This is a genomic window from Rhizobium sophorae, assembly GCF_013087515.1.
Taxonomy (GTDB): domain Bacteria; phylum Pseudomonadota; class Alphaproteobacteria; order Rhizobiales; family Rhizobiaceae; genus Rhizobium; species Rhizobium sophorae.
Window position 1 is genome coordinate 1 of record NZ_JABFCN010000017.1, and the last position, 20930, is coordinate 20930.

The 20930-nt window shown below is 55.5% G+C and carries 15 protein-coding genes; 4 read left to right on the forward strand and 11 right to left on the reverse strand.

Translation table 11 applies throughout. The annotated features are described in order from the left end of the window. Window positions 1-55: 55 nt before the first annotated feature. From G9X64_RS11170 to G9X64_RS11215, 11 genes are all read right to left on the reverse strand, one after another. Complete coding sequence (locus G9X64_RS11170) at window positions 56-253, reverse strand: hypothetical protein (RefSeq protein WP_171376567.1); 198 nt, start codon at window positions 251-253, stop codon at window positions 56-58. Window positions 254-343: 90 nt separating this feature from the next. Beyond that, a complete protein-coding gene (locus tag G9X64_RS36495) occupies window positions 344-1153 on the reverse strand; it encodes a hypothetical protein (RefSeq protein WP_245424667.1) in 810 nt (269 codons plus the stop codon). Between the two features lie 8 nt (window positions 1154-1161). After that, on the reverse strand, window positions 1162-2376 hold the full coding sequence (locus G9X64_RS36500) for a hypothetical protein (RefSeq protein WP_239619772.1): 1215 nt from the start codon (window positions 2374-2376) through the stop codon (window positions 1162-1164). Then, a complete protein-coding gene (locus G9X64_RS11180) occupies window positions 2373-2861 on the reverse strand; it encodes a helix-turn-helix domain-containing protein (RefSeq protein ID WP_096772215.1) in 489 nt (162 codons plus the stop codon). Before G9X64_RS11180 ends, G9X64_RS36500 begins: the two co-directional genes overlap by 4 nt. Continuing rightward, window positions 2851-3771: a hypothetical protein gene (locus G9X64_RS11185; protein WP_239619773.1), complete on the reverse strand. Its 921-nt coding sequence runs from the start codon at window positions 3769-3771 to the stop codon at window positions 2851-2853. Before G9X64_RS11185 ends, G9X64_RS11180 begins: the two co-directional genes overlap by 11 nt. A gap of 241 nt (window positions 3772-4012) precedes the next feature. Continuing rightward, entirely contained in the window at window positions 4013-5716 is a 1704-nt protein-coding gene (locus G9X64_RS11190; RefSeq protein WP_096772214.1) for an ATP-binding protein, read from the reverse strand. Beyond that, entirely contained in the window at window positions 5713-6999 is a 1287-nt protein-coding gene (locus G9X64_RS11195; protein WP_239619774.1) for an SIR2 family protein, read from the reverse strand. The genes G9X64_RS11190 and G9X64_RS11195 overlap by 4 nt, the downstream gene beginning before the upstream one ends. Window positions 7000-7465: 466 nt before the next feature. Next, window positions 7466-7732: a DUF982 domain-containing protein gene (locus tag G9X64_RS11200; RefSeq protein ID WP_096772213.1), complete on the reverse strand. Its 267-nt coding sequence runs from the start codon at window positions 7730-7732 to the stop codon at window positions 7466-7468. 181 nt (window positions 7733-7913) lie between these two features. Beyond that, a complete protein-coding gene (locus G9X64_RS11205; RefSeq protein ID WP_096772212.1) occupies window positions 7914-8411 on the reverse strand; it encodes a hypothetical protein in 498 nt (165 codons plus the stop codon). 1 nt (window position 8412) lies between these two features. Then, window positions 8413-9285 carry a PGN_0703 family putative restriction endonuclease gene (locus tag G9X64_RS11210; RefSeq protein WP_096772211.1) on the reverse strand — a complete coding sequence of 291 codons (873 nt, stop codon included), beginning with the start codon at window positions 9283-9285 and terminating at the stop codon, window positions 8413-8415. A gap of 91 nt (window positions 9286-9376) precedes the next feature. Further along, window positions 9377-10102 (reverse strand): DUF2726 domain-containing protein, encoded by a 726-nt coding sequence (locus G9X64_RS11215; protein WP_096772210.1) that lies wholly within the window; start codon window positions 10100-10102, stop codon window positions 9377-9379. A gap of 598 nt (window positions 10103-10700) precedes the next feature. Between G9X64_RS11215 and G9X64_RS11220 the strand changes: the two genes are divergently transcribed. The 4 genes from G9X64_RS11220 to G9X64_RS36990 all read left to right on the forward strand — a co-directional run. Next, window positions 10701-11405: a hypothetical protein gene (locus G9X64_RS11220; RefSeq protein ID WP_141399576.1), complete on the forward strand. Its 705-nt coding sequence runs from the start codon at window positions 10701-10703 to the stop codon at window positions 11403-11405. A 262-nt stretch (window positions 11406-11667) separates the two neighbouring features. Then, the gene (locus G9X64_RS11225) at window positions 11668-12240 is read left to right on the forward strand and encodes a toxin-activating lysine-acyltransferase (RefSeq protein WP_096772207.1); all 573 of its coding nucleotides are present in this window, start codon (window positions 11668-11670) and stop codon (window positions 12238-12240) included. A gap of 319 nt (window positions 12241-12559) precedes the next feature. After that, complete coding sequence (locus G9X64_RS36190) at window positions 12560-13132, forward strand: hypothetical protein (RefSeq protein WP_179874269.1); 573 nt, start codon at window positions 12560-12562, stop codon at window positions 13130-13132. Beyond that, window positions 13129-20930, forward strand: a 7802-nt coding sequence (locus G9X64_RS36990) for a calcium-binding protein (RefSeq protein ID WP_281360190.1), incomplete at its 3' end; no start/stop codon positions are given. The genes G9X64_RS36190 and G9X64_RS36990, both read left to right, overlap by 4 nt.

Below are 20930 nucleotides of genomic sequence, written 5' to 3' on the forward strand. Positions count from 1 at the left end.
AGCAACCAAAAACCGCTGGAGCGAACGCAAAACTGGATAAAACTTGGGGGCAAGGTCAGTACGCCTCCTCTAAATGGTGCCAGCTCTTGAGGTGAGCATGCTTTTCTGTAGCGAGCCTATGGATTGCCAGCTCTACCGCATTGTCGGTCAGCATCAACGCAAACCGGGCATCATGAACGCCGCCCTTGTCGAGATGTTCGAGGGCCAGATCCATCTGGTCAAGGAGAGCCGCGTAAAAGCTGAGAGCTGTCATCTTAGGTCAATCTCGTCTGCCGCTCGTCGACCTCGCTCGACAGAGAAGTTGTTCATCTTCGGCTCCTGCCGGCGTCATGGCAGGTTCGCGTCAATCACCTGTCGAAATTGGTTGTAGGACGTGCCCTTTAAGAATGATCTTGGTGCAGTCAATCTCGCCTATTATCGGTGCTAGGATCGACAAATCCTCACTCGTGGAGAAAATCACTTGTTGTCCACGAGCCTTCGATGTCGCTGCTCGTCGCAAAAGCTGCTCGAAGCTGACCTTCGAAGATGATTGTTGGCGCGGTTCGTCGAAGACCAAAACACCTGGATGGTTCGTGCTGTAAGAAGCGGCGAGTTCGAGCAGCCCAAGCTGATACGCCCATTTCAATCTTATTGCGTCGCTTGCGGATGTTTCAAAACCGATCTCAAAACCCTCAACCTCGGGACGATACGTATCCTGGGAGATAGCAAGATCGTCGGGTTGAAAGGTTTTAAATCCAAACTGCCGCGCCTGTGCACGTAGCAATTCAGACAGACGGTTGAGCTTTGCCTTATCGCTGTCGGACAGCTCGTCGTCAGGAAGCGCGCTTCTCTGTTGAAGAAGCGTCGTATACTGCTCAGACAGGGTGCTGAAACTGCTCACCGCATCGTCAAAGAAAGACTGCAGTTCGGAAAAATCTCGAATCTTCCGTTCAATCAGAATTCGCTCTTCAATCGCTGAAGCCGAAACGCTCGTCGCCGGCGCTACTAAATCAGCTCTTAGTGTTCTTATTACCGTGTACGCTTCGCTGAGATCTCGATTTAGTTGTGAGAGTAATCCTTCACGCTCTCGATTTTCCTCTTCTTCGCGCCGAAGTATGTCTTCAAACATTCTGATTTCAGATTTGATGTATGAGATATTATCTTCGATTGGCATGATCGATGCTACGCATTTTGCGAAAGTAAAGTGTCCTGCAAGCCTTGTTCGCAGGTGGGGCACCGGTCAGGACTAAGTGACCATTGAACGCCTGAAAAGCGCTGTAGCTTTTGAACATCCTGGTTTTTTTGAAGATCTTCTCGCAAAGTCTGGATCCGCCGTGTCAGGGCGTCAACGTCTGCTAATTTTACCTGCTTCACGCCGTTTAACGAAAGGCGCTGGACATTGAGGCTCTCCGCGTGGGCGATCACCTCGGCGAGTTTGGCTTCTATGGCGGGGACATTGTCGGACACGACCGGCACTTCGGCTTGGGAAATAGTGTCGAGTTCGGACTTCAGCGATCTAAGATGGTCATCAAGTGGCGTCCAGCCAACTTGTGTTGCCACTGACACGAACGCTTTCGAGATCGCATTCAAATCAACGATCGGCTTCGTACCAAGTGCCTCAATGCGTGAGGCAGATCTGTTCAGCAGCTGGCTGAGGTCATGCCAATTTGTTTCCCATCTGCTGGTAAGAACGTTGATGCGTTGATTTAGCTGTTCACGTTTGCGCTCAATCTCGTAGGCTTCGAGCCCCGCGATGAACTCGACTGCTCGTTTGTGGACCTCTCGAATGCGAAAATATGTCGGAATGGCTGCGGGGATGGAGGACCACCCGGACTTTTGCTCCACCCAGAACAGCGGGAACACGGTTTCGAGATAGAGCTTGATATCTTCTTTCTCGTAGCCTCGAACGACGGGAAGCTCCCAGCCAAGAAAATTCTCGAGGAAATGATGGAAACCGTCCTCACGTTGAGCAGCCCCCGGGTCTCGCACGAAGAACTGCTGAGTCCGATACTGGCCTTCAGGTTCAGACAGACCAGGGCCGAATTTTACTGTTATCAGGCGGTCATCGAGTTTTGAGACGACAGGGCGATGGACTGTCGCTATTGTGCCGACTGAATTTTCCAGTTCGAGCATCACGTCAGATTCAACGACCCGCACGCTCTCGCCACTATCTGTCACAAGATGGCTTGTCATCGCGTGTGGAAGAGGGATCTCTCGACGAGGGCTCAGCATTCGTTCCAAACCAAGAACGTAAATCATCCCTTGAAGGCAGGTTGATTTACCCATGGTGTTGTCGGCCCAAAGAACATTTAGCCCGTCGGTGAAACCGAGTTCAACTCCGTACCAGCCCCGCTCTGTGAGCGCGCGAAGCCTTAGGCGTCTCAGTTTAAAAGTCATAGAAGATTCTCCGGACGCCAGACCGTTTTCATAAAGCCATCAGTTAGCTTCGGCGCCACCTCGGAAAGGAAGGCTCTCTCGGCGTCAAGTACGCCGCTAGCTTTGGCAATTGCCTCAGCTGCTTTGCGACCTTCGTCCGTCAAAACAACCACCGATCCTTTGTTAACGCTAACGAGACCCATCGAATGGCTGAGCGCTACCGCGCGGTTTAGCCAAGGCTCGACCCTTACGGATACGTCGAGTGGACGATACCGTCCCGCGATCAATCCTAGTGCCTCCTCTCGACCCTCCTCGAGTCGCACATTATGAGCAAGAAATTGGAGCTTCTGAAAACTCGCCTTTTTCCCTCGACTGTAAAATACACTTAGGAGCAGTATCGCCATTCCCCAAGCCATCCGCAGGTCGCCTGCGACAGGCTCTGGGCGGACGGTGAACGTGAACTTGGATGTATTAAGGATGTCTAAGAAAGGGCTTTCACGGGACATCTGGGAAATCCAATGGGCACTGCATTATCCATTCAGAGACGGTTCCGAACACGAGTTGATCGACGTTCTCAGGTGATAGGTTTGGCGCCGCACCCTTGATTGCTTCCTTCAGGTTCATAATCTCATCGTTCAGGATGCCACTGGCCGTAACTGCAGTGGGGCCGGCAAACTCTAAATGGCGCCTCCGGCTCGCAATCACCGTGGCAAGATTGTCATGTAACTCTGGTGCCTGAGAACGAAGTGCACTCATAAGCGCCGCGCCCTGCAGATGATAACGAGTAGCATCCGCAACCGCATCTTCAAGCTTTTGAGGAGTTGTACGCTTCGCCAGCTTCGTGCGAGCCGTTGACAGCAAATCCTGTGACCCCTTCTCCTTCTCCCAAGAGCTAATCTGCGGATTTGTCGGATTTGGAATGCTAAGTTTGATGAGCGACAGTTGCGCCGCATTCAGCGTTAGGGCGTCAGCGCCGAAAAATGCTTGATCATGAATAAGGACCTCAAAGTCAGTGTCGAGGTAAGGCAGTGCTTTCGATCGGAGCTCCGTCGTCTTGTTCGCGCAGTGTATGTTGACGTCCTTGCTGTCGTGTAATGGGCTGAGCAGGACCCATCTCTTTATCGGCGCGCCGAGGAAGAGTTTCGATACGATAACGTTGTTTTTTTGAAGCTTACCCAGATCCCTGGTGATCTTATCTTTTTGCTTCTTCGCGCGTTCAGCGACTCCGATCGGCTCTTCTACCGCGTAACACTGATATGCGACGCTGTCCTTGTTGCAGTAATAGTCGATACCAAGGTCGCCCTGATCTTTGGCGGGTACCTTGTGAACGTTTAAGACGCCATGCCGACAATTCAGGAGGCCAAGCGCAAATATCTCCCAGTCGTCGGGATTCCAAATAGTTGTTGTTGACGGCAAGACTTCCCCCAGTATTCAGTATAGGTAATCTACATGAAGGGCGGTTGCGTGCAATGGAAGATTGTCGGCCTTAGGTAGCATCACTTTGCTTTTTGATCTCATTGGTAAATGTTCGCTCTGCGGCACGTCGCCCAGACCGATTGGGCATGTTGAGATGGTTCGCTTCCTGGACAGCAGGCGCGGTCTTCCGCATCTTCTTTGGGTGATTGAGATTTGTAAGCATGCTTTCACCCCATCGCTCTTAGTCCGCCCTGGGCTGACGACTGGCCCAGTACGACGTGTATTTTGGCCCTTTGGAATCGGGCGGCGACGGGGGCTCGTGAATCAAAACAGGCACCGGCGCGGGAAGGTCTGGCCCGACGATTATGGCTTCTCCAGGCGCGAGAGTCGGGATGAACAGAGCGGCGTTGCGATCAAGATCGCCGCAGGCTTTCTCGACTGCATTGCGATCGTCTTCATTGGTCAGACGATGCACAATCAACGTGCCAAGTTGGCTGAGAACATCGGCCGGAATATCGCGAGGGCGTTGTGTGGCAAGGATGGTCGTCAGTCCGTATTTGCGACCTTCTTTGGCGATAAGCCCAAACGCTTCAAGTTTCACGCTGGCGTATTCGTCGCCGATGGTTCGGCCTAGGAATTGGTGTGCTTCATCCAGTAGTGTGATCATCGGTTTGTCTCGAAAGGTGTTCTGCCGGGCGCGGGCCAGGAGAAAGCGCCCGATGACATTCAGAAGGATTTCGCGCGTGTTGTGCTCGAACCTGACGTTTTTGAAGGATATTCGCAGGATGTCCTGCCTTTCGGACGCAAAGAATGCTTCCAGAACCTTTACTAAGGACTGTCCACGATTACCGAACAGGCATTCAAGCTCAGGGGTATGGATCAACGTGCGCATGCGCGCGATCAGGCTTTCGCAGTAGCCTACGGCCTGCTCATTGACCTTGCCCCAGTGGGTCGGATTGTCCCAATCCGTCGGCTGGACGCACTCCTGCTGAACCTGGTCGGGAAGGTTTTCAATGTCGAAGTGGCAAAGCGGACTGTGAATCACATCGCTATGCACTTCCAAAGCTTTCAGGAAGGGGCGGCGGTCCTTTTGCTTCTTAAGGAGCAGCTTTTTCTCATAGATCGTCACGCCTTCAAGCTGTCCCTCACTTTTCTTAACAAGCTTGAGGCTCTTGATCGCTTCGCGGAGTTTGGGGCCTTGACTTTGGCCCGATGGGCGAAACAAAGCAAACAGATCGTCCTCGGTCATGAACTGGTAGGGGAAATGAACCTGCTGGCTGCCGGCTTCTTCGTGGTCGAAGGCGTAGTGCTCCGATATGGCGGGGATTTCTGCAAATTCGCCGGTGGGATCAAAGAGAATGCATTTACCGCCAGCGGCTTTGACCTGCTGGAGTATGGTGGCCAGGGTCCAGCTCTTGCCGCCGCCCGTGGCGCCAAACACGCCGCAGTGGCGGCCGAAGAGCTTCTCAGGCGGCAGGCGCAAATGTACACCGCTGCCCGCATCGAGCGTGCCGATGTCGAGCGCGCTCGTACCGCTCGCCACCAGTGAATTTGCCATGAGCTCGCCGAACATCGACGGATCGGCCAGGTAAACCGCGTCGCCGACGCGGGGATGGTGGCGGATGCCACGGATGAGTTTGCTCTGGCGTTGATCGACTGACGCCAGCAGTTGCACCCTGCCGACCGGGTGAGGGTCGGGTTGCGTGCCCAGCGTCGGCTCGACGGTCAATCGCTCGGCGTCGGGCAGTTTGACTTCGACCAGTCGACCGAGAAGTTTCACGAGCTCGCAATCCACGAATACGAAGTCGCCGACGGCGCCGCGCGCAAGGGCACGGCGCTCCGGCCGGGCGGTGGCGTAAGGCAAGTTCACTTGCACCGTTGACGCCGTCACGACGGAAATCGTGCCGACATAGCGATCGGGATCAACCAGGCTGTGTTTGATCACGACTGTACCCCATCGCCGAAGCCTCTCGCGGCCTGCATACGGTCAAGATGGCGTTCGCGTTCGGTTTGCGCAACAAGATCAGGGATGGCTAGCGCCAAATCCTCAAAGCGGCCGCTGAGCAGTGTGATACGCTGATCGCCAATCCGCGCCAAGTGCTTGAACCTTTCGAAATAGTCGCTGATATGCTCGCGCACCGCGCTTTCCCCGGCGATGGTATGATCGCCTTTCTCCAAGACATCGTCTCTGAGAAAAGCCACGTCACACACGATCAGCTTGAGGCTCATATTGGCCTCCAGTGCCGCCATCACTGGCTTGCTCAGGTGGTCGTCGTTGAAGCCGAAGCCTGAGACGATCAGGGCGGTATCCGGCTCGCGCAGCGAGCTTTGAAACGCGCCCATCATATCAAGATAAGGAGGCTCAAACGCTTCCTGGTATTTGCTGTCGCGCGGAAAGATCAGGAGAGGCGTTTCCGAGCCTTCAGTCCGCACGATATCGGCACCGCTTCGCTTCCAGTCGATCGAGCCGTGGAGTTTGTAGAGATGGAACACGTTCTCGATATAGTCAGGCCCCTCCTTGGCATTCTCGCGGCGGACGATGTCGTGCGAGAAATGGCCGCGATCATAGATTTGCGGCATGGAATGGGAAAAGCCATCGATGATGGAGAAGCGCTGTGTCCGCGCGGCGTATTCAAAACACAAATCGTAGTTGGTCGTGAAAAATTTGGCGCGCGGCTTACGCACGCCGCGCCGCGCGATCTTACGGATGATCGTGCCGTGCGCCTTGAGGTCCGTATCCTTGTTGACGAAGCTGACGCGCTTGGAGATCGCCTTCTCGGCGGTTCCAATGAAGTTCGTGATTTTGGCGCTCTGGGCGTTGTCGAAGAGCTCGACATAAATTTTGCATTGGGTCAGCAATTTCTCAATGTTCTTTCCAATGTCCTTGGCTTTGGGGATGAGCTTGATCACTTCCTGGAATGTGTCGTCGGTGGCTGCGGTTTTGACCGCATCCCAAAGGTCGCCCATGCCGGGCGCGGTGAGAGCGTTCTGTGCGGTATTTCGTGCGCAGAATGATGCGCCGGCCCCGGTCAGCACCATCAGGTTCGAGGCGTTCATGGCGATGCTCAACGCAAGATCGATATCGCGGTTGGCGCCGAAACTGGTAGTTTTGCCATCGCCGTCAACTTGATCGGCGAACTCGACCCAGCCCTTGGCTGGGTTGAACAGCCGCAGATGATCGGCAGATGCCGGTAAATCCTTCCAGTATCCCAATGAATATCCCTCCATTTGCGATCTCGGTACGATCGCGCTATGCCCGTAATCGGAGCATGGCCGCAGACTACACGTCAAAATAAACTGTGTAAGCGTGTGGTGATAGATATTTGCAGGGGTTCGCGAGGCGAAAGACGCTGATATTTTTGCATGATCATTACGCAGACTTAGAGAGCGAGGTCATGCCGAGACAGCGGATGCTCAGTGCGAATGCACTCGATTGCCGTGGCGACAAGCTGTTCGCCGGCGTGTTTACCAAGAATGGAAGCCCGTAGGCAAACATTGGGATTGCCCATGGATTTCAGAGAGATGAGATTTTGGAACTTTCGCAGGTTGCGGGTTCGATTCCGCTCAAGGCGCACGGATGCCGAATATCGAGGTCTCCGGTTCTGCTCACACTAAGACAGCAACCTGAGTCTGTTCGCAGCGCGAGCCGCCCCACGCGGTGCGAACAGGTCGCTTTGCGCTTCTTCAACAGTTCTCATCGGTGAACGACGGTTAGTGCAGCAATACCAGCCTCATCGGCCGCACGCAGAAACGCTTCCCGGAATTGCTCCGGAGCAATCTGACCGCTGATCGCATCAACGCAGGCCTTCACCGCGCTGACGTATTCCTCGCCATCATCGGAAGGCCAGTCCGTGATCAGCATATGCGCTGCGTCGCCGAGCGTGCGAACGATCTTGTGGGCTGGCTGACCGCGCAGCGTAAGTCCAACGGGTGTGAATGTCGACGATGTATTCCAGTTCATTGCCCCCGACCCCTCAAGGCACGGATGCTGCGATCCCAAGCGGACTATACGCGCGCATTCTAAAAATCCGAATTAAGAATTATGGCTGCCACGTCGAGCGATGAAAGTCTGCCGCGCGGAGAAGTGAGGGCGCTCGACGACGAGGGGTAGGCCGCCACTAGCGCGATCACGCATGAAGTCGTCATTGGGCTTTGGGCAGATCGCTCCACCTTATCCTCAGCAGAGGTTTAGCCGTTTTAGGAAGCTTCGAGCGATCAACCATCCGCGATGAGACTTCAAAGTCGGCGTTGATCTTCACGACGAGCAGCTTGCTGAAATTCCCCGACACTTTCACGGAAACCTCATCGTTGGACTTGAACGGCGTGATGGTTTTGATCTCCACGTGATCGTTGCCAAGCCGCCCGTCGGCACCCTGCGCGTAGTTCTTGTTCAGCTTTATCCCGTAGGTGATGGCGCCGAACAGTTCGCCAATGACGCCGTACAGATCAAGATGACGACTTGTCTCACGGTGGTAGCTTTCGGCCAGTGCCAAGAGGTCCTGAAAATACGGGATCAGATGTCGGATAGCATTGGGATATTTGGCGCGCCACTCGTGGTATTGGAGTTGTTCTTCCACGTCGGACCAGGAAACCCACTCGCCGTCGTCATAGAAGGCTCGATTCCAGATATCAGCATCCATTTCAAACCTCTTGGAAGCCTGATTTTCGCGACGCTGCCCGTGCGATCTTATGATCTATCCATCCAGAAAGCGCGTCCCAGAGCGCTCGGTCTCGACCGGCTTGGCAGGCGATCGCAATGATCTGCTGGTAGGAGATAGGCGTGATCGCCCCTTGGCCGGCGAGGCCCGGATCCATCAGGCCCCGTATCGCTTTCCGCGCCGTTGGAAAGCTTGGGTGATCGGCAAAGGCTGCCAGGGCAGCCGCTTGAAGGTTTCGGCGCTTGCCTATCGCTGCCGCCAGCACGGCGTTGCGCATCCACTGATAGGCGTCTCCCCTAAAAGGACAGGGCGCATGGTCGACAACCGGATCGAGCTCGAAGACCTTTGGGATGTATTCCCAATAGCGGATGCTCTTGCCTGTCAGAGCGCATCGCGACCGCACGCCATTCCCCGGGTTGATTTGGTCTTCGTAGTTTCCGTTGCATTGACGTTGGCCTGAGCGAGAAGCAGCCGTTTGGCTACATTGTCCTCCGGGTTCGGTGAACTTGCACTCGATGACGAGTGCGGCCGCGGAGCCGACGGCAAGTGCATCGACTTGCGTGAGCCTGGGTTCTCCCAGAAGCCGATCGGTATCAGTCCACTCGAGTGTCACTGTCCATGGGCCACCCGGTGCCACTCCCACACGCTCGGCGATGGCGTCGAAAATGCGGTCGCGATCTGTGCTCATCTTAAGTGTGCCGAACACATCGATTGCGATGGCTTGCGACGAATGCGCCTTATAGGCCTGAATTCGATTGGTTCGATCACGATGCCAGGGAAACCCCTTCCAGTCCTTGATCGCTGCGCGACTGGCCGGAAACAGATTTTCGCGAACTGCCTGGAAATCGGAGATCATCCCCGGGTGCGCCTCACTTCCATCAAGGCAAGACGATCGTTTCTTTCGGTCGAAGAGGCTCGACCCTGCATGCGTTCGTGATGAGATCGCTTTAGGTGACACTCGGCTTGTCCACCAGCTTCTCGACCAATTGTCTGAGTTCCGACGGCGTCGTTTGGCCAGCCACCACCTCATAATAGCCGATCCCGGCGCGTCGCAGCGCCTCCTTCTTGACCGCGTCGCGCGCGGCCGCGGTGCCTTGGTGATGCGCTCCGCCCTGGTATTCGATGACGTGCCGTGGGTGGCAATTGCCGTCCACGAGCAGCAAGTCGACACGTTTGGAGTTGATGCAGCTGTAGGCCTCTGAGTCGGCACTTCGAAGGATCTCGCCCAATGAAACCTGAGCCATCACCTGCCAGGACGAATTGCAGCCGATCACGACACTGTCGAGTTCTCGAAACACCCGGGCTTCACTCTTGTTCAGCAATGGTTGGATGGTGAACTTCGAACGCATCACGATACGCAGTTGATCCGTGGCATCGATTGGCCGCGATAGCTGAGCAGCTGGGGTCTGAAGCCAGGGGCCCTGTATGACGCGCTCGTTCCAGCGCCTTTCTTCCCGGCGTGATCTGCTCCTCTCACGCCCCGGCTGTTTGCTCGTCGCGGTTAGGAACTGCTCAATGGCCATCCCAATGATAATGCCGACAAACAGCGCAGCGACTAACAGTTCCGGCTTTTCGAAGTCTGCAACGGTTATACCGCCCGAAACGCCGACTGCGGCAGCTCCGATGATCAGCCAAGGTGCTGCGAACAGCACCGACCTCTGGCGATATTGCATGCCCCTCTCCGGATTCCCCGCCAAGATAGTATGACGCTTTTACGATGTGCGGAAAGTTATCCAAAAGAATGGGGGCTCGCACGCATGAAGCTTCCCCCGGGGAACCGATATTGGCCCGCAGTCGACATCCGCTTCGGCCCAGGACGTTCCTACGTCGCTGGCGCGGCGAGAGATTTTCGAGGCCAGCACTTGGCTTGTTGCTATGGGGTTCACGTTTTGGGCCAGGAAGATCGCATAAAGGATCGAAGGGAACCCGCCGGCAGGTGAACAAAAGATAAAGCATGGCAGGCACATAGCTATTGATGCAGTTCGTATTCGAACCGTTCAAGGCGCGGCACCAGCCAATCCTTCTCACCGCTTTCGACCCGTTCAAGAGCTTCACAGGCAGAGGACTCTCGCAATCCAAACAGCTATCCGTCACTTCAGATCAAAACCCGCGTCCAACGCCGATGGACCAAATGCGAAAATTGAGAACAGACCAAGCGGCGAAGGAAAAACTCGATGATTTTCACCTATATCCGTAAAACTAGTTGTATTGCGTTAGCGAATCCTTGAGCTGCAGCGAGCATCGTCCGCTCACCTCGAGATGGATCTGGACTTGATGACCATTTTTGGCCAATCGCGCCTAACACGCATCACCTACGCCGTGCTGCTTCTGCTCATGTTCTGCTTCGATTTTGCGAAGGACCCGATCGAGCGCCTGATTATGGCCGAACATGATCAGGCAGCGCGTGAGTTAATGGCGCCACGCACAGGGACCGCCGTCGGAGGAGAGGTCAGCGGCAAAAACATGCCGCTGATGTTCAAAGGGCAAGAAGAGTTGGTGAAGCAGGTTGCAGCCTCCGGCCGCAAGCCGACGGCAGAGGACATGCAAAATTTCCGTGCTATGGCGGCCAAAGGGGCTATACAGATGGCCATGGGAACTGGAGCGGGCGATGCCGAAACAGCCAAGCTCGTTGCCCGCCGCTCCTTCTTCGAAACGCTTTACATGGTTGCCGCGATTGCGATGACAGCGATCACCATTGTAGGCCTGCTCTACATGGTATCGAGTCGGCTTCGCGACATTGGTTGGTCTCAATATCTGCTTTGGCTGCTGCTCGCGCCCGTCTTCTTACCGAGGTTTTTCGCAATTCCCTTGCCGACGCTTGCGATCCAGGGAATTACCTGTTTCTTCTACGGCATGCTTCTCGTTCTTGCCTTCATTCCCGGTGAGGACTCCAGCCCACCCGCCCGTTACAAGTTGGCCCAGCCGACATCGGCTAAACGTCGGCCGGGTCAGTTCGGGCGACTTGGCACGCAATAGCCGTAGCGGCTCGTGCGGCCGAGTCGGGACCCGGCCCGACTAGTCGACTGAGTTCGGTCGCTGACTTGTTGACGAGAGGGTATGCCTCATCCGTCAAGGGCCGGAAGAGGACACGGACGAAATTTTCACCCAAAGAGAGCATAGCGCGGCAATTTCACTTGCAATTGTACATTCAATTTGTAATGTCCATCTGGCAGTCGCGCATAGACCGATTGCAACTCTATCGAGCCATTTTGCTCGAAACCCATGGGGCTGGGGATACATGAATAACATTGCGACGGAAGCGTCGGCTAAATCAAGTCAAAACCCATTATCTGATGAAACCAAAAAGAAGCTTGCCGGAGCTAAGGCGGCATTGCAATCAACATTTGGGCAGGTTGTTCTAGCGATGAGCTCGGTGCCACGCTACCGCAGTCAGATGTTATCCGACCTCCATCATCTGGTTGTGGATCCCTTAATTAATGATCGTATCGCCATCGCGACACCCAAGGCCGTCACTGGCATTGAGCCGCCGGCGATCGCCATTTGGGCGACTGTCAGTGCCGAGGTTGATGCTCGTATTTCGGAGCAGGCTAAGGCGGGAGTGTTCCCGGCCCGCCTGAAGCCGGAAGACTGGAAGAGCGGTGAGGTCGTTTGGTTGCTCGACGTGATCGCGCCCACACGCGAGCTGGCAACGATGGTTCTGGCGAATTTTCATCAGGTTGCCAAGCGAGGAGACATCAAGATCCACCCGATGGTCGCCCATTTAGTCGATCGGGAAATCTTGGGAAAACTGACTAACGGTGTCACGTCAGCGGCTGCAAGCAGCGCTGAGTTTGGCAACGTGATGAACTGATCGAGCTGGCCGCCGAAACTCCAACAACAAATGTCAACTTTGAGCGCGCCTCGACCGGGTGTGCGATATCCGTTGCGGTGGGTTTGGCACCAACATGCAGACAGTGAGCGTGCTCGCGTCGCTTATAATGAAGGCTGTGCCCCTCATCGTAGCGAAAAACTCTTGATTGAAAAATGGGCAGCTAATGAAGCGTCGGTCGCTCTTGGCATCACTTTGCGCACTGCCTCTCGCGTCTTGCCAGGGTGAGAGTGCATCTGTTCGCTTTAAGGTTATTGCGTCGGCTACGGTGGATGGCCGACCGATTGAGAGTTCCTCGGTGATGGAAATCACCTATTCCAAGGTAACGCGCAGCCTTATCGGAAATGGTGGCGTCACACGTCTGTACGGCGAGGCGCTGATTTTCGATCTCGGAGACAAAAGTACGGCCTATATCCTGCCGGTCCAGCATGATCCGAACAACACTCTGACTCAAGTTTACGAAGCCGGAGTACTGACGAGCCTTGGCATCAAGAATAGCATTGGTTCGCTGTCGGAAGCGGACTTTGCAACACTACGCGATGCGAGCGGTCGCCGTCCCTTCAAGCTAAAAACGGGCAGACTGCCTGTGATTGTCTCGTTCAAGAACGAAACCGATCCCAAAACGATATTTGAAATCCAGTCCGCGGATTTCGGTCGATACTTCCCAGGTATCCACTTCACAGGTCTCGATATCGAAATAACGACTGACCCTATCACCAATAAATTGCGAGAACGGCTCCCCTGGCTCGATACCGCCGTGGCGCCCGGAAAAATTTTTCCACGCGATCCTCCAGGGGTCTCGCGCCCACGCAATGAACTGCCGTTTAGCTACATAATAACTCCCGCCAGATTCTTTGGAGATGGAAGCCGATGACAGAGACGCCCACCGACAAGAACGTAATGTTGGCCCTGCTTGCTCTGGATGCATATTCAAGGGGAGATAACCCGCAAGTTACAGACAAGGACGGGAACGAACTCTCCAATAGAATTGGAAATGCCCAAGTCGACAAGTTGTCCAGCGATGTACTTGACGGAACTGCAAGCATATCTGGTTTTAGCGCCACTTCCTATAAATGGACAGTTGGCGGGACTACGGAAACGGTAATTGCCTATCGAGGCACGGATTTTATCACCAATGGCGGCTGGCCATCGATCGAGACGTTAAAGGACATAATTGCCGGCTGGTCCAGTTCCTTTGGGATGACCGGCGACGATACAGGTGTCCCGATCGTTCATCTCCAGCCCTACTATGCTGAAGAATTCTATAAAAACGTAACGGGTCATGAAGTCTTCCCCGGATGGAACTCCAGCGATGACGATTATGACTCGTCCACACCGTCAAATGTGATCATAACCGGTCACTCCCTCGGCGGTAGTCTTGCTGGTTTCATCGGGTCTCTGACAGGAACCGAGACTGTTGTTTTTAACGAGATACCCTACTTAGGCCTCGCGCTTACGGCGTCGCTTGATACGTTTTTCAGTACCCTGACAATCGCTGACGATCCAAAGCAGATTGCCGACACAGTTCTCGATGCGCTGAAAGGGGAAGGCCTAACCATTAACGGTTTCAGGCTCCCCATGGCCACGAGCGTAACCTCCTATCGAATGGATGGAGAGGTGGCAGCTTTGGCGCGCGTCCTTGGGCCGTTTCTCGGGATACCAACGAATCTGTTGATCGACAAACTTCGCGGTGCAGACGCGGCTCAGGTCGACGCCATCGCGGCGGCAGCTCTCGTATATGGGCTCTCGGTCGATGGACAGTCTCATATCGTGCCCATGAATGCCTATGGCGGCGGCTTGCTGGATGCCATCAGCTTGCATTCTCAGGCGCTTATGGTTCTCACGACTTACGCCGATGCTGAACATCATGTGAGCTGGAGTTCCGTAGGCGGGTCTCTGTTCAAAGCATATTTTGACGAACAGCTTGGCGTTGCGGCTGAAGCGGATCAACTGGGCGGATATGGAACGGCAGCCAGCAAGATGCTGAATGCGATCGCTTATTCCGTACTCGACGAGGGCAATCTTATCTTCGGCAACACGGGGGCGCGCGCTCTTTTCGACGACGCTGATGCTCTCGGAGTTCTAGTCTCATCGGGGAAGTCATCAGCAGTTCTGGAAGGTGCTTTGGATGGTCTGGCGGAAGCAATCGTGCAATTTGCCGGTTTGATGGCTGTTCGACAGGTCAACTATCACGACTACGGCGAATCAAGCCCCTACCGTCCCGAGCAAGGAGTTGTTCAGCTTTCTGACGAGAATGGCGATGCAGTCCAGACCGCTGATCAAGCAAGTATTCTTACGCTTGAAATAAACCAGGAACTATGGCGCTTGGGGCAGGACGACCCTAACGCGTTTATCGAAATCCGAGGCGTGAAGACGCTTCTGGAGAGCCTGTTCGAGCGCACGGCTGATACAATCGGAAGCAGTGTCGTTACGGAGGCAATTCATACTCTGTATCCCAGCTCAGAAGACAAGCCGATCCAAGAGGTAATCGGCGCGATACAATTTTCGGTTTCCGAAGATCCGCTCAAGACAAAGCTGCCTGAGTGGTACGGCGGATACGACCCGCACCATGCGTCATTGCTAGCTGCTACCGATGGAGACGACGCGGTCGATGGCAACTCTAAGAACAACATAATTGCTGGCTCGGACGGTGATGATGTTTTGGATGGACATAGCGGCCGCGACATCTTGATCGGGGGTTCCGGAAACGATTTGTTCATCGACTCGGTCACTGAAGAGAACGTAAACACTGGCCATAAGAACGATAACGATATTTACGTCGGCAGCGATCAAAAGGTTGGCCTTCTAACTGATTTCCTCGAGTGGCTCGTATTCGGCACCGAAACAGACACGGTCCGATACACGGTTGATCCGGGTGCGTCAGCAACGGATCCCGAGGCGACCGGAGATCTTTCTGACTTCACACAAGGCCTTCGCGTCACCGATCTCCAGAAAACCACGCTCGGCCAGGCTGAGGCCATTAAAATAACTATAGAGGACGCCAATAGCGGCGCAAAAGGTACTGACATCCTTCTTTCGATCGATAAGGTCGAATTGTCAGACCGAGCTGACGAACTTGTTTTGAACGATGCCGCACTCGATGCACCCATCCTCATCGATATGGGCAAATCCGGGCGTATCCAATCCGAGGTGCCGGCTGGCGAGAGGTTGAGCCCTAACGCCTTCACTGAAAACGTCGATGTCGTCGACTACTCTGGGCTGTCGCACGGCATTAACTACCTCAACGGTGTGACGTCGGACCACGATGACGTCTACACGCTTGACAACGTATTCCAATGGCAGGGTTACGATCAGGAACTCTTGACCATTGTCGACTACGCGGCCAAGGGAGCGCTTGGCTACAACAATGCGCTGCATGTTCAAGGCGCCGATCAGGTCAAGCTCAGCGATCATGATGATGTGCTGATCAGTGCCGACTTCGGCTCGATCATCACCACCGGTGAGGGCCAGGACAAGATCTGGTTCACCAACGGCATCGGTGTGACTGACCTCAGCAGCGAAGACCGCATCGCGCTCGGCGGTGTCTTGACGCTTTATGGCGGCCTCAAAAACGAAGCGTCGGAGGATCCCTATGCCTGGGGTCCGTATGGAACAGCTTATGCATTGAATGCCGAGGGAGAACTCGTCATCCGCAATGCATTCTGGCATGTGGCCAATGCCGATGGGACCCCGTCGGATGGCGTCGCGACGATGTATGTCCTCAATTGGAAGGATCAGGCGACGGCGGGCCCAGGCGGCGAAGGCGAAGTTGGGCCAGGCGGGATCTTCCTGGCCGAATACCATATGTACTTCGTCCGCTTCCGTGACATTACGCTCGATATGAAGGGGCAGTATTCCGTGCTCGGCGAGGGCGCGTTCGACATTCTCGGCCTGATGATCAAGACGATGACGGGTCATTATCCCTGGGGTGGTCAGGATCCTCTCGTCCTCGACCTCGATGGTGACGGCATCGAACTCACGGCGCTTGATCGCTCCAAATCGAAGCTCGATCTCGACAACGATCTCTATGCCGAGTCATCCGGTTTCGTCGGCAAGGACGACGGCGTTCTTGTCCGTGACCTTAATGGTGATGGCAAGATCACTGGTTCCGACGAGATGTTCGGCAACGCCACCACTTCGGGACTCGCCGCACTCGCCCTTCTCGACGGCAATCACGACGGTAAGGTCGACGCCAACGATAGTGGGCTCGCAGACTTCAATGGCGATGGTACGGTCACATCGGCCGACAGCTTCTCCTCACTTCTCGTCTGGCAGGATGCCAACGAGAACCACCGCACCGATACCGGTGAGCTCAAGAGTGTCGTGGATCGTGGCATTACCTCGATCAACGTGACGCCGAACACCGGAACCACGACCCAGACGGTCAATGGAAATACAATCACCAGCACCGCAGGCTATACGCTCGCTGACGGTACGGTTCGCACGATCGCAGACGTGCTGCTCAGTCTCGACAACCAGAACACCACCTATGTCGGTGCTCCGATCCAGGTCTCCCAGTCGGTCCTCGACCTTGCCGACCTTAAGGGGCGTGGCACCCTCGTGTCTTTGCACGAGGCACTGAGCGTTCTTCCGACAGCCGAGACGGCTGTGCGCGCTGCAGTCCAAACGCTGACGTCGCCGGTCCTATCGGACTTGCGCGAGGCAATCCGGCCTATCCTGACGGCATGGGCTGAAGGCTCTCCGGTCAAGATTGGTGCTGATATTATAACAGGCGCCGCGGGCCTGACCGCGTATGACGACCTTGCGATCGTTCGCAAAGACGGCAATGTCGTCGATTACGCTTGGGGCGTTTCCTCCGCCGGTGACAGCACGTCCGACATTCCGGGCATCCGGATGGCCTCGGGCGTCATCGTCTCGAGCAGTGAGGGTACGTCGGGACGCGGCGAGCTCTCCAGCCTCCTATCGCAATGGACGGGTGGCGACTCATCGATTGTCGTCACGACCGGAACGGAACTGCATAACGGCGTTTCGGTATCCTATCTCGATTACCGCGACGGTGACGACTACCTGCGCATCTACAACTACCAGAAGGCCGACTGGAGCAGCAATCTTGCATCGTCGGCCAATCACACGCTCGGCAGCGGCGTCGTCATCGACACGATCTCCGGCTCGGACTTCTCCTTCTATGAACGGTTGATCGGTGAATCGCTGCACGCGTTCTTCGATGTTCCGGACTCCGCCACCGCCGGCTACCAGGCGGTTGCGGCCTTCCTCGACAAGATGGATGATGCCCTCGACCTCTTTGCGGTTCGGCTGGCGGTGCAAAGCGGTCCCCTTGCGCATTATTTCGATAGCATCGACTATAATGCCCAAAGCGACGGCTTCACCTCGAAGAGCGGCTCGCAGATTGCCGCTGTCTTCACTGCGCTTCTTGCCGATGCCGAGCAAAGCAGCGACGCCGTGTCATGGCTCACCGATTGGAAGCCTTTCTTCGACGTATTCCTGTCCGACTATTCCCGTGGATCGGCATCTCAGAAGAACACCTATGCCTTCCTGGTGCAGAACATGCTCAACGCGGTTGAGCAGCATGCCGGCGGCATCTCAGTCGTCGACTTCGCGCATGCCTTCGGCATGGCGCAGGATCTGTTCTTCACCGGAACCGGCGTGGTCATTGGCAGCGGACAGGACGACATCCTGATCGTCGATGGTGGCGAAACGGTCGTTCGCGGCGGGACAGGCTCGGACAACTATGTTATCGGCAAGAGCTTCGGCTCGACTGAGATCTTTGACGACGATGGTCTCGGCGGCAGCGTCGATACGGTCCGCTTCTCCGCCCACAATGCCGGCGACATCATAGCCTCGCGCGATGGTATCGACCTGCTTCTGACCGATAAGGTCACCGGCGCTGTATTGCGCATCACCAACGAGTTCGAAGGGCGCTGGCCTGGCTTGATGATTAGCGACGCCTCCCACGACTTCGGAATCAACCAGATCGTATTCAAGGACGGCAGCGTTTGGACTAAGGTGGACATTGCCGAAGCCGTTTCGAAGATCGATGATGCATCGACCCACGTCACAGGTACGGAGGACATCGATGTCCTGCAGGGTGGTAAGGGAGACGACCTGCTCGAGGGCGGCGGTGATACTGATATTTATCGCTACGGTCGTGGCGACGGGCAGGATACGATCCACGACTTCGAGGGCAATGCCTTCCGCAATGACCAGGATATGCTTCAGTTCCTGGACGGCATCCGTAGTGGGGATCTGATATTCCTCCGCGATGGCGCATCGAACGATCTCGTCATCCGCTTCAAGAATAGTCCGCTCGACCAGATTACCATCCAAGGACAATTCGCTGCGACCTATACCGGTCCTTATGGCACCTGGTACATGAACCGCATCGACCTGTTCACGTTCGATGACGGCAGCAGCCTGACAAGCGATCAGGTCGCCAGCATCGTGTTGCAAGCCCATTCTACTGATGGAAATGACGAGCTCTATGGCATGGAGCGCGAAGACATCCTGCGGGCTGGCAAGGGTGACGACTTCATCTCCGGCGGAAATCAGAGCGATCTCTATCTCTATGCGCTTGGAGACGGTCACGACGTCATTCAGGATCGAATGACCAACATTCTGTCCGGAACCGATGACTTCCTGCGATTTGGAGCAGGTATCGGCCGAGAGGATATTAGCTTCGGCAGGGTGGATGGCGACCGCCATTCAATTGTTATCTACGTCAATGGTGGTCAGGGAAGCATTACGCTCCAGAACGAGTTCGCCTACGCCGCATCTGGTGTCTTTGGAAATATCTTCTTCGACCGTATCGAGCGCATTGATTTCACGTCGGGCGACCAGAGCATTTCCTGGCACGAACTCGCGACGATGCTCATCGCGTCGGAAAAAACGAGCGGTGCCGACATCATCGAAGGTTTGGATATTGACGACATACTTGATGGAGGGGCCGGCGACGACACCCTGTACGGTTACAACGGCAACGACACCTACGTATGGGGCCATGGCTACGGCAACGATACGATCCAGGAGCGTGGCGCCGGCGCTCTGAATGGCGGCGATTTCGACAAGATCATTTTCAACGATCAGGTAGTCGCATCTGACATTCAGCTAGTTCGAGATGCAGGTAGCAGCGATCTCGTCATAAGGCTTCGCGACAGCGGCGAAACGCTGACGCTGATCGGCCAATTCTCTTACAATGCCATAAATTATCGACCAGACCAGGTCGATGAGATCCATTTCTCAGATGGCGTTGTCTGGAACGCCGCCGACATCCGCAGCCAATATCTGCTTTCGATGAAAACGGCAGGCAACGACTCCATCTACGGATTCTGGACAAATGACACCCTGGATGGGGGGGCAGGCAACGACTACCTCGCAGGTGGCGATGGCGATGACACCTATTTCTTCGGCTATGGCGACGGACAAGACATCGTCCAAGAGAGCTATGGCATTGTGCTCTATTCCGATAACGACACAGTCCGGTTCAACAGCAACGTCAACGTTGATGACGTCACATTCCAACGTGTCGGCGACTACGACCTGCTGATAACGCTTGCCGGATCGAATGACTCTCTTCTCATTCGGAACGAATACGATATCGCCGTCTGGGACATGAACGATGTCGAGCAGTTTGCGTTCGCTGACGGCACGATTCTATCGAAGTTCGACATCATCGTTCGGTTGATCGCTGCCCAGGTGACCGAGGGTGACGACACGGTCACGGCTTTTGATTTCGACGATGTCATCGCCGCAGGTGCGGGAGCGGACACGATCGATGGCCGTAGTGGCAATGACACGATCACCGGCGGGACCGGCAACGACACGATCGACAGCGGCTGGGGCAACGACACGATCTATTACGCCCGTGGTGACGGCAACGACACGATCACGGATACGGGCATGTGGGATACCGACGACCGGCTGGTGTTGTCCGGCATCAATCCCGCCGACGTGACGTTGGTGCGCAATGGCAACGATGTGACGCTGGTCATCGCCGAGAGTGTGGCGGGTGCGGGCGACGCCGGCTCCATCCTGCTCAGCGGCAATCTCAACGAGTACTATCAGACCGGCCTTGAGAAGGTCGTCTTTGCCGACGGCACGATATGGACGCGTGACACGATGCGGGCAGCAGTGCTGGCCGAGGCATCGACGTCAGGCAACGACGTGATCACCGGCTTCAACGCGGCCGACATCATCAATGCCGGCGCCGGCAACGATACGATCAATGCCGGTGATGGCAATGACACGATCACCGGCGGGATCGGGAACGACACGATCGACAGCGGCTGGGGCAACGACACGATCTATTACGCACGCGGCGACGGCAACGACACGATCTCGGATTCGGGCATGTGGGATACCGACGACCGGCTGGTGTTGTCCGGCATCAATCCCGGCGACGTGACGCTGGTGCGCAACGGCAACGATGTGACGCTTGTCATCGCCGAGAGTGCGGCGGGTGCGGGCGATGGCGACAGCATCCTGCTCCAGGGCAATCTCTACGAATACCTTGAGAGCGGCCTTGATAAGATCGTCTTCGCCGACGGCACGGTGTGGAGCAGAGCTGATCTCAGAGCGATGCTGGTGAACTTTGCCGGTACTCCAGGCGACGATGTGATTACCGGATCAAACACGTCTGACATCATCAATGCCGGCGCCGGCAACGATACGATCAATGCCGGTGATGGCAATGACAC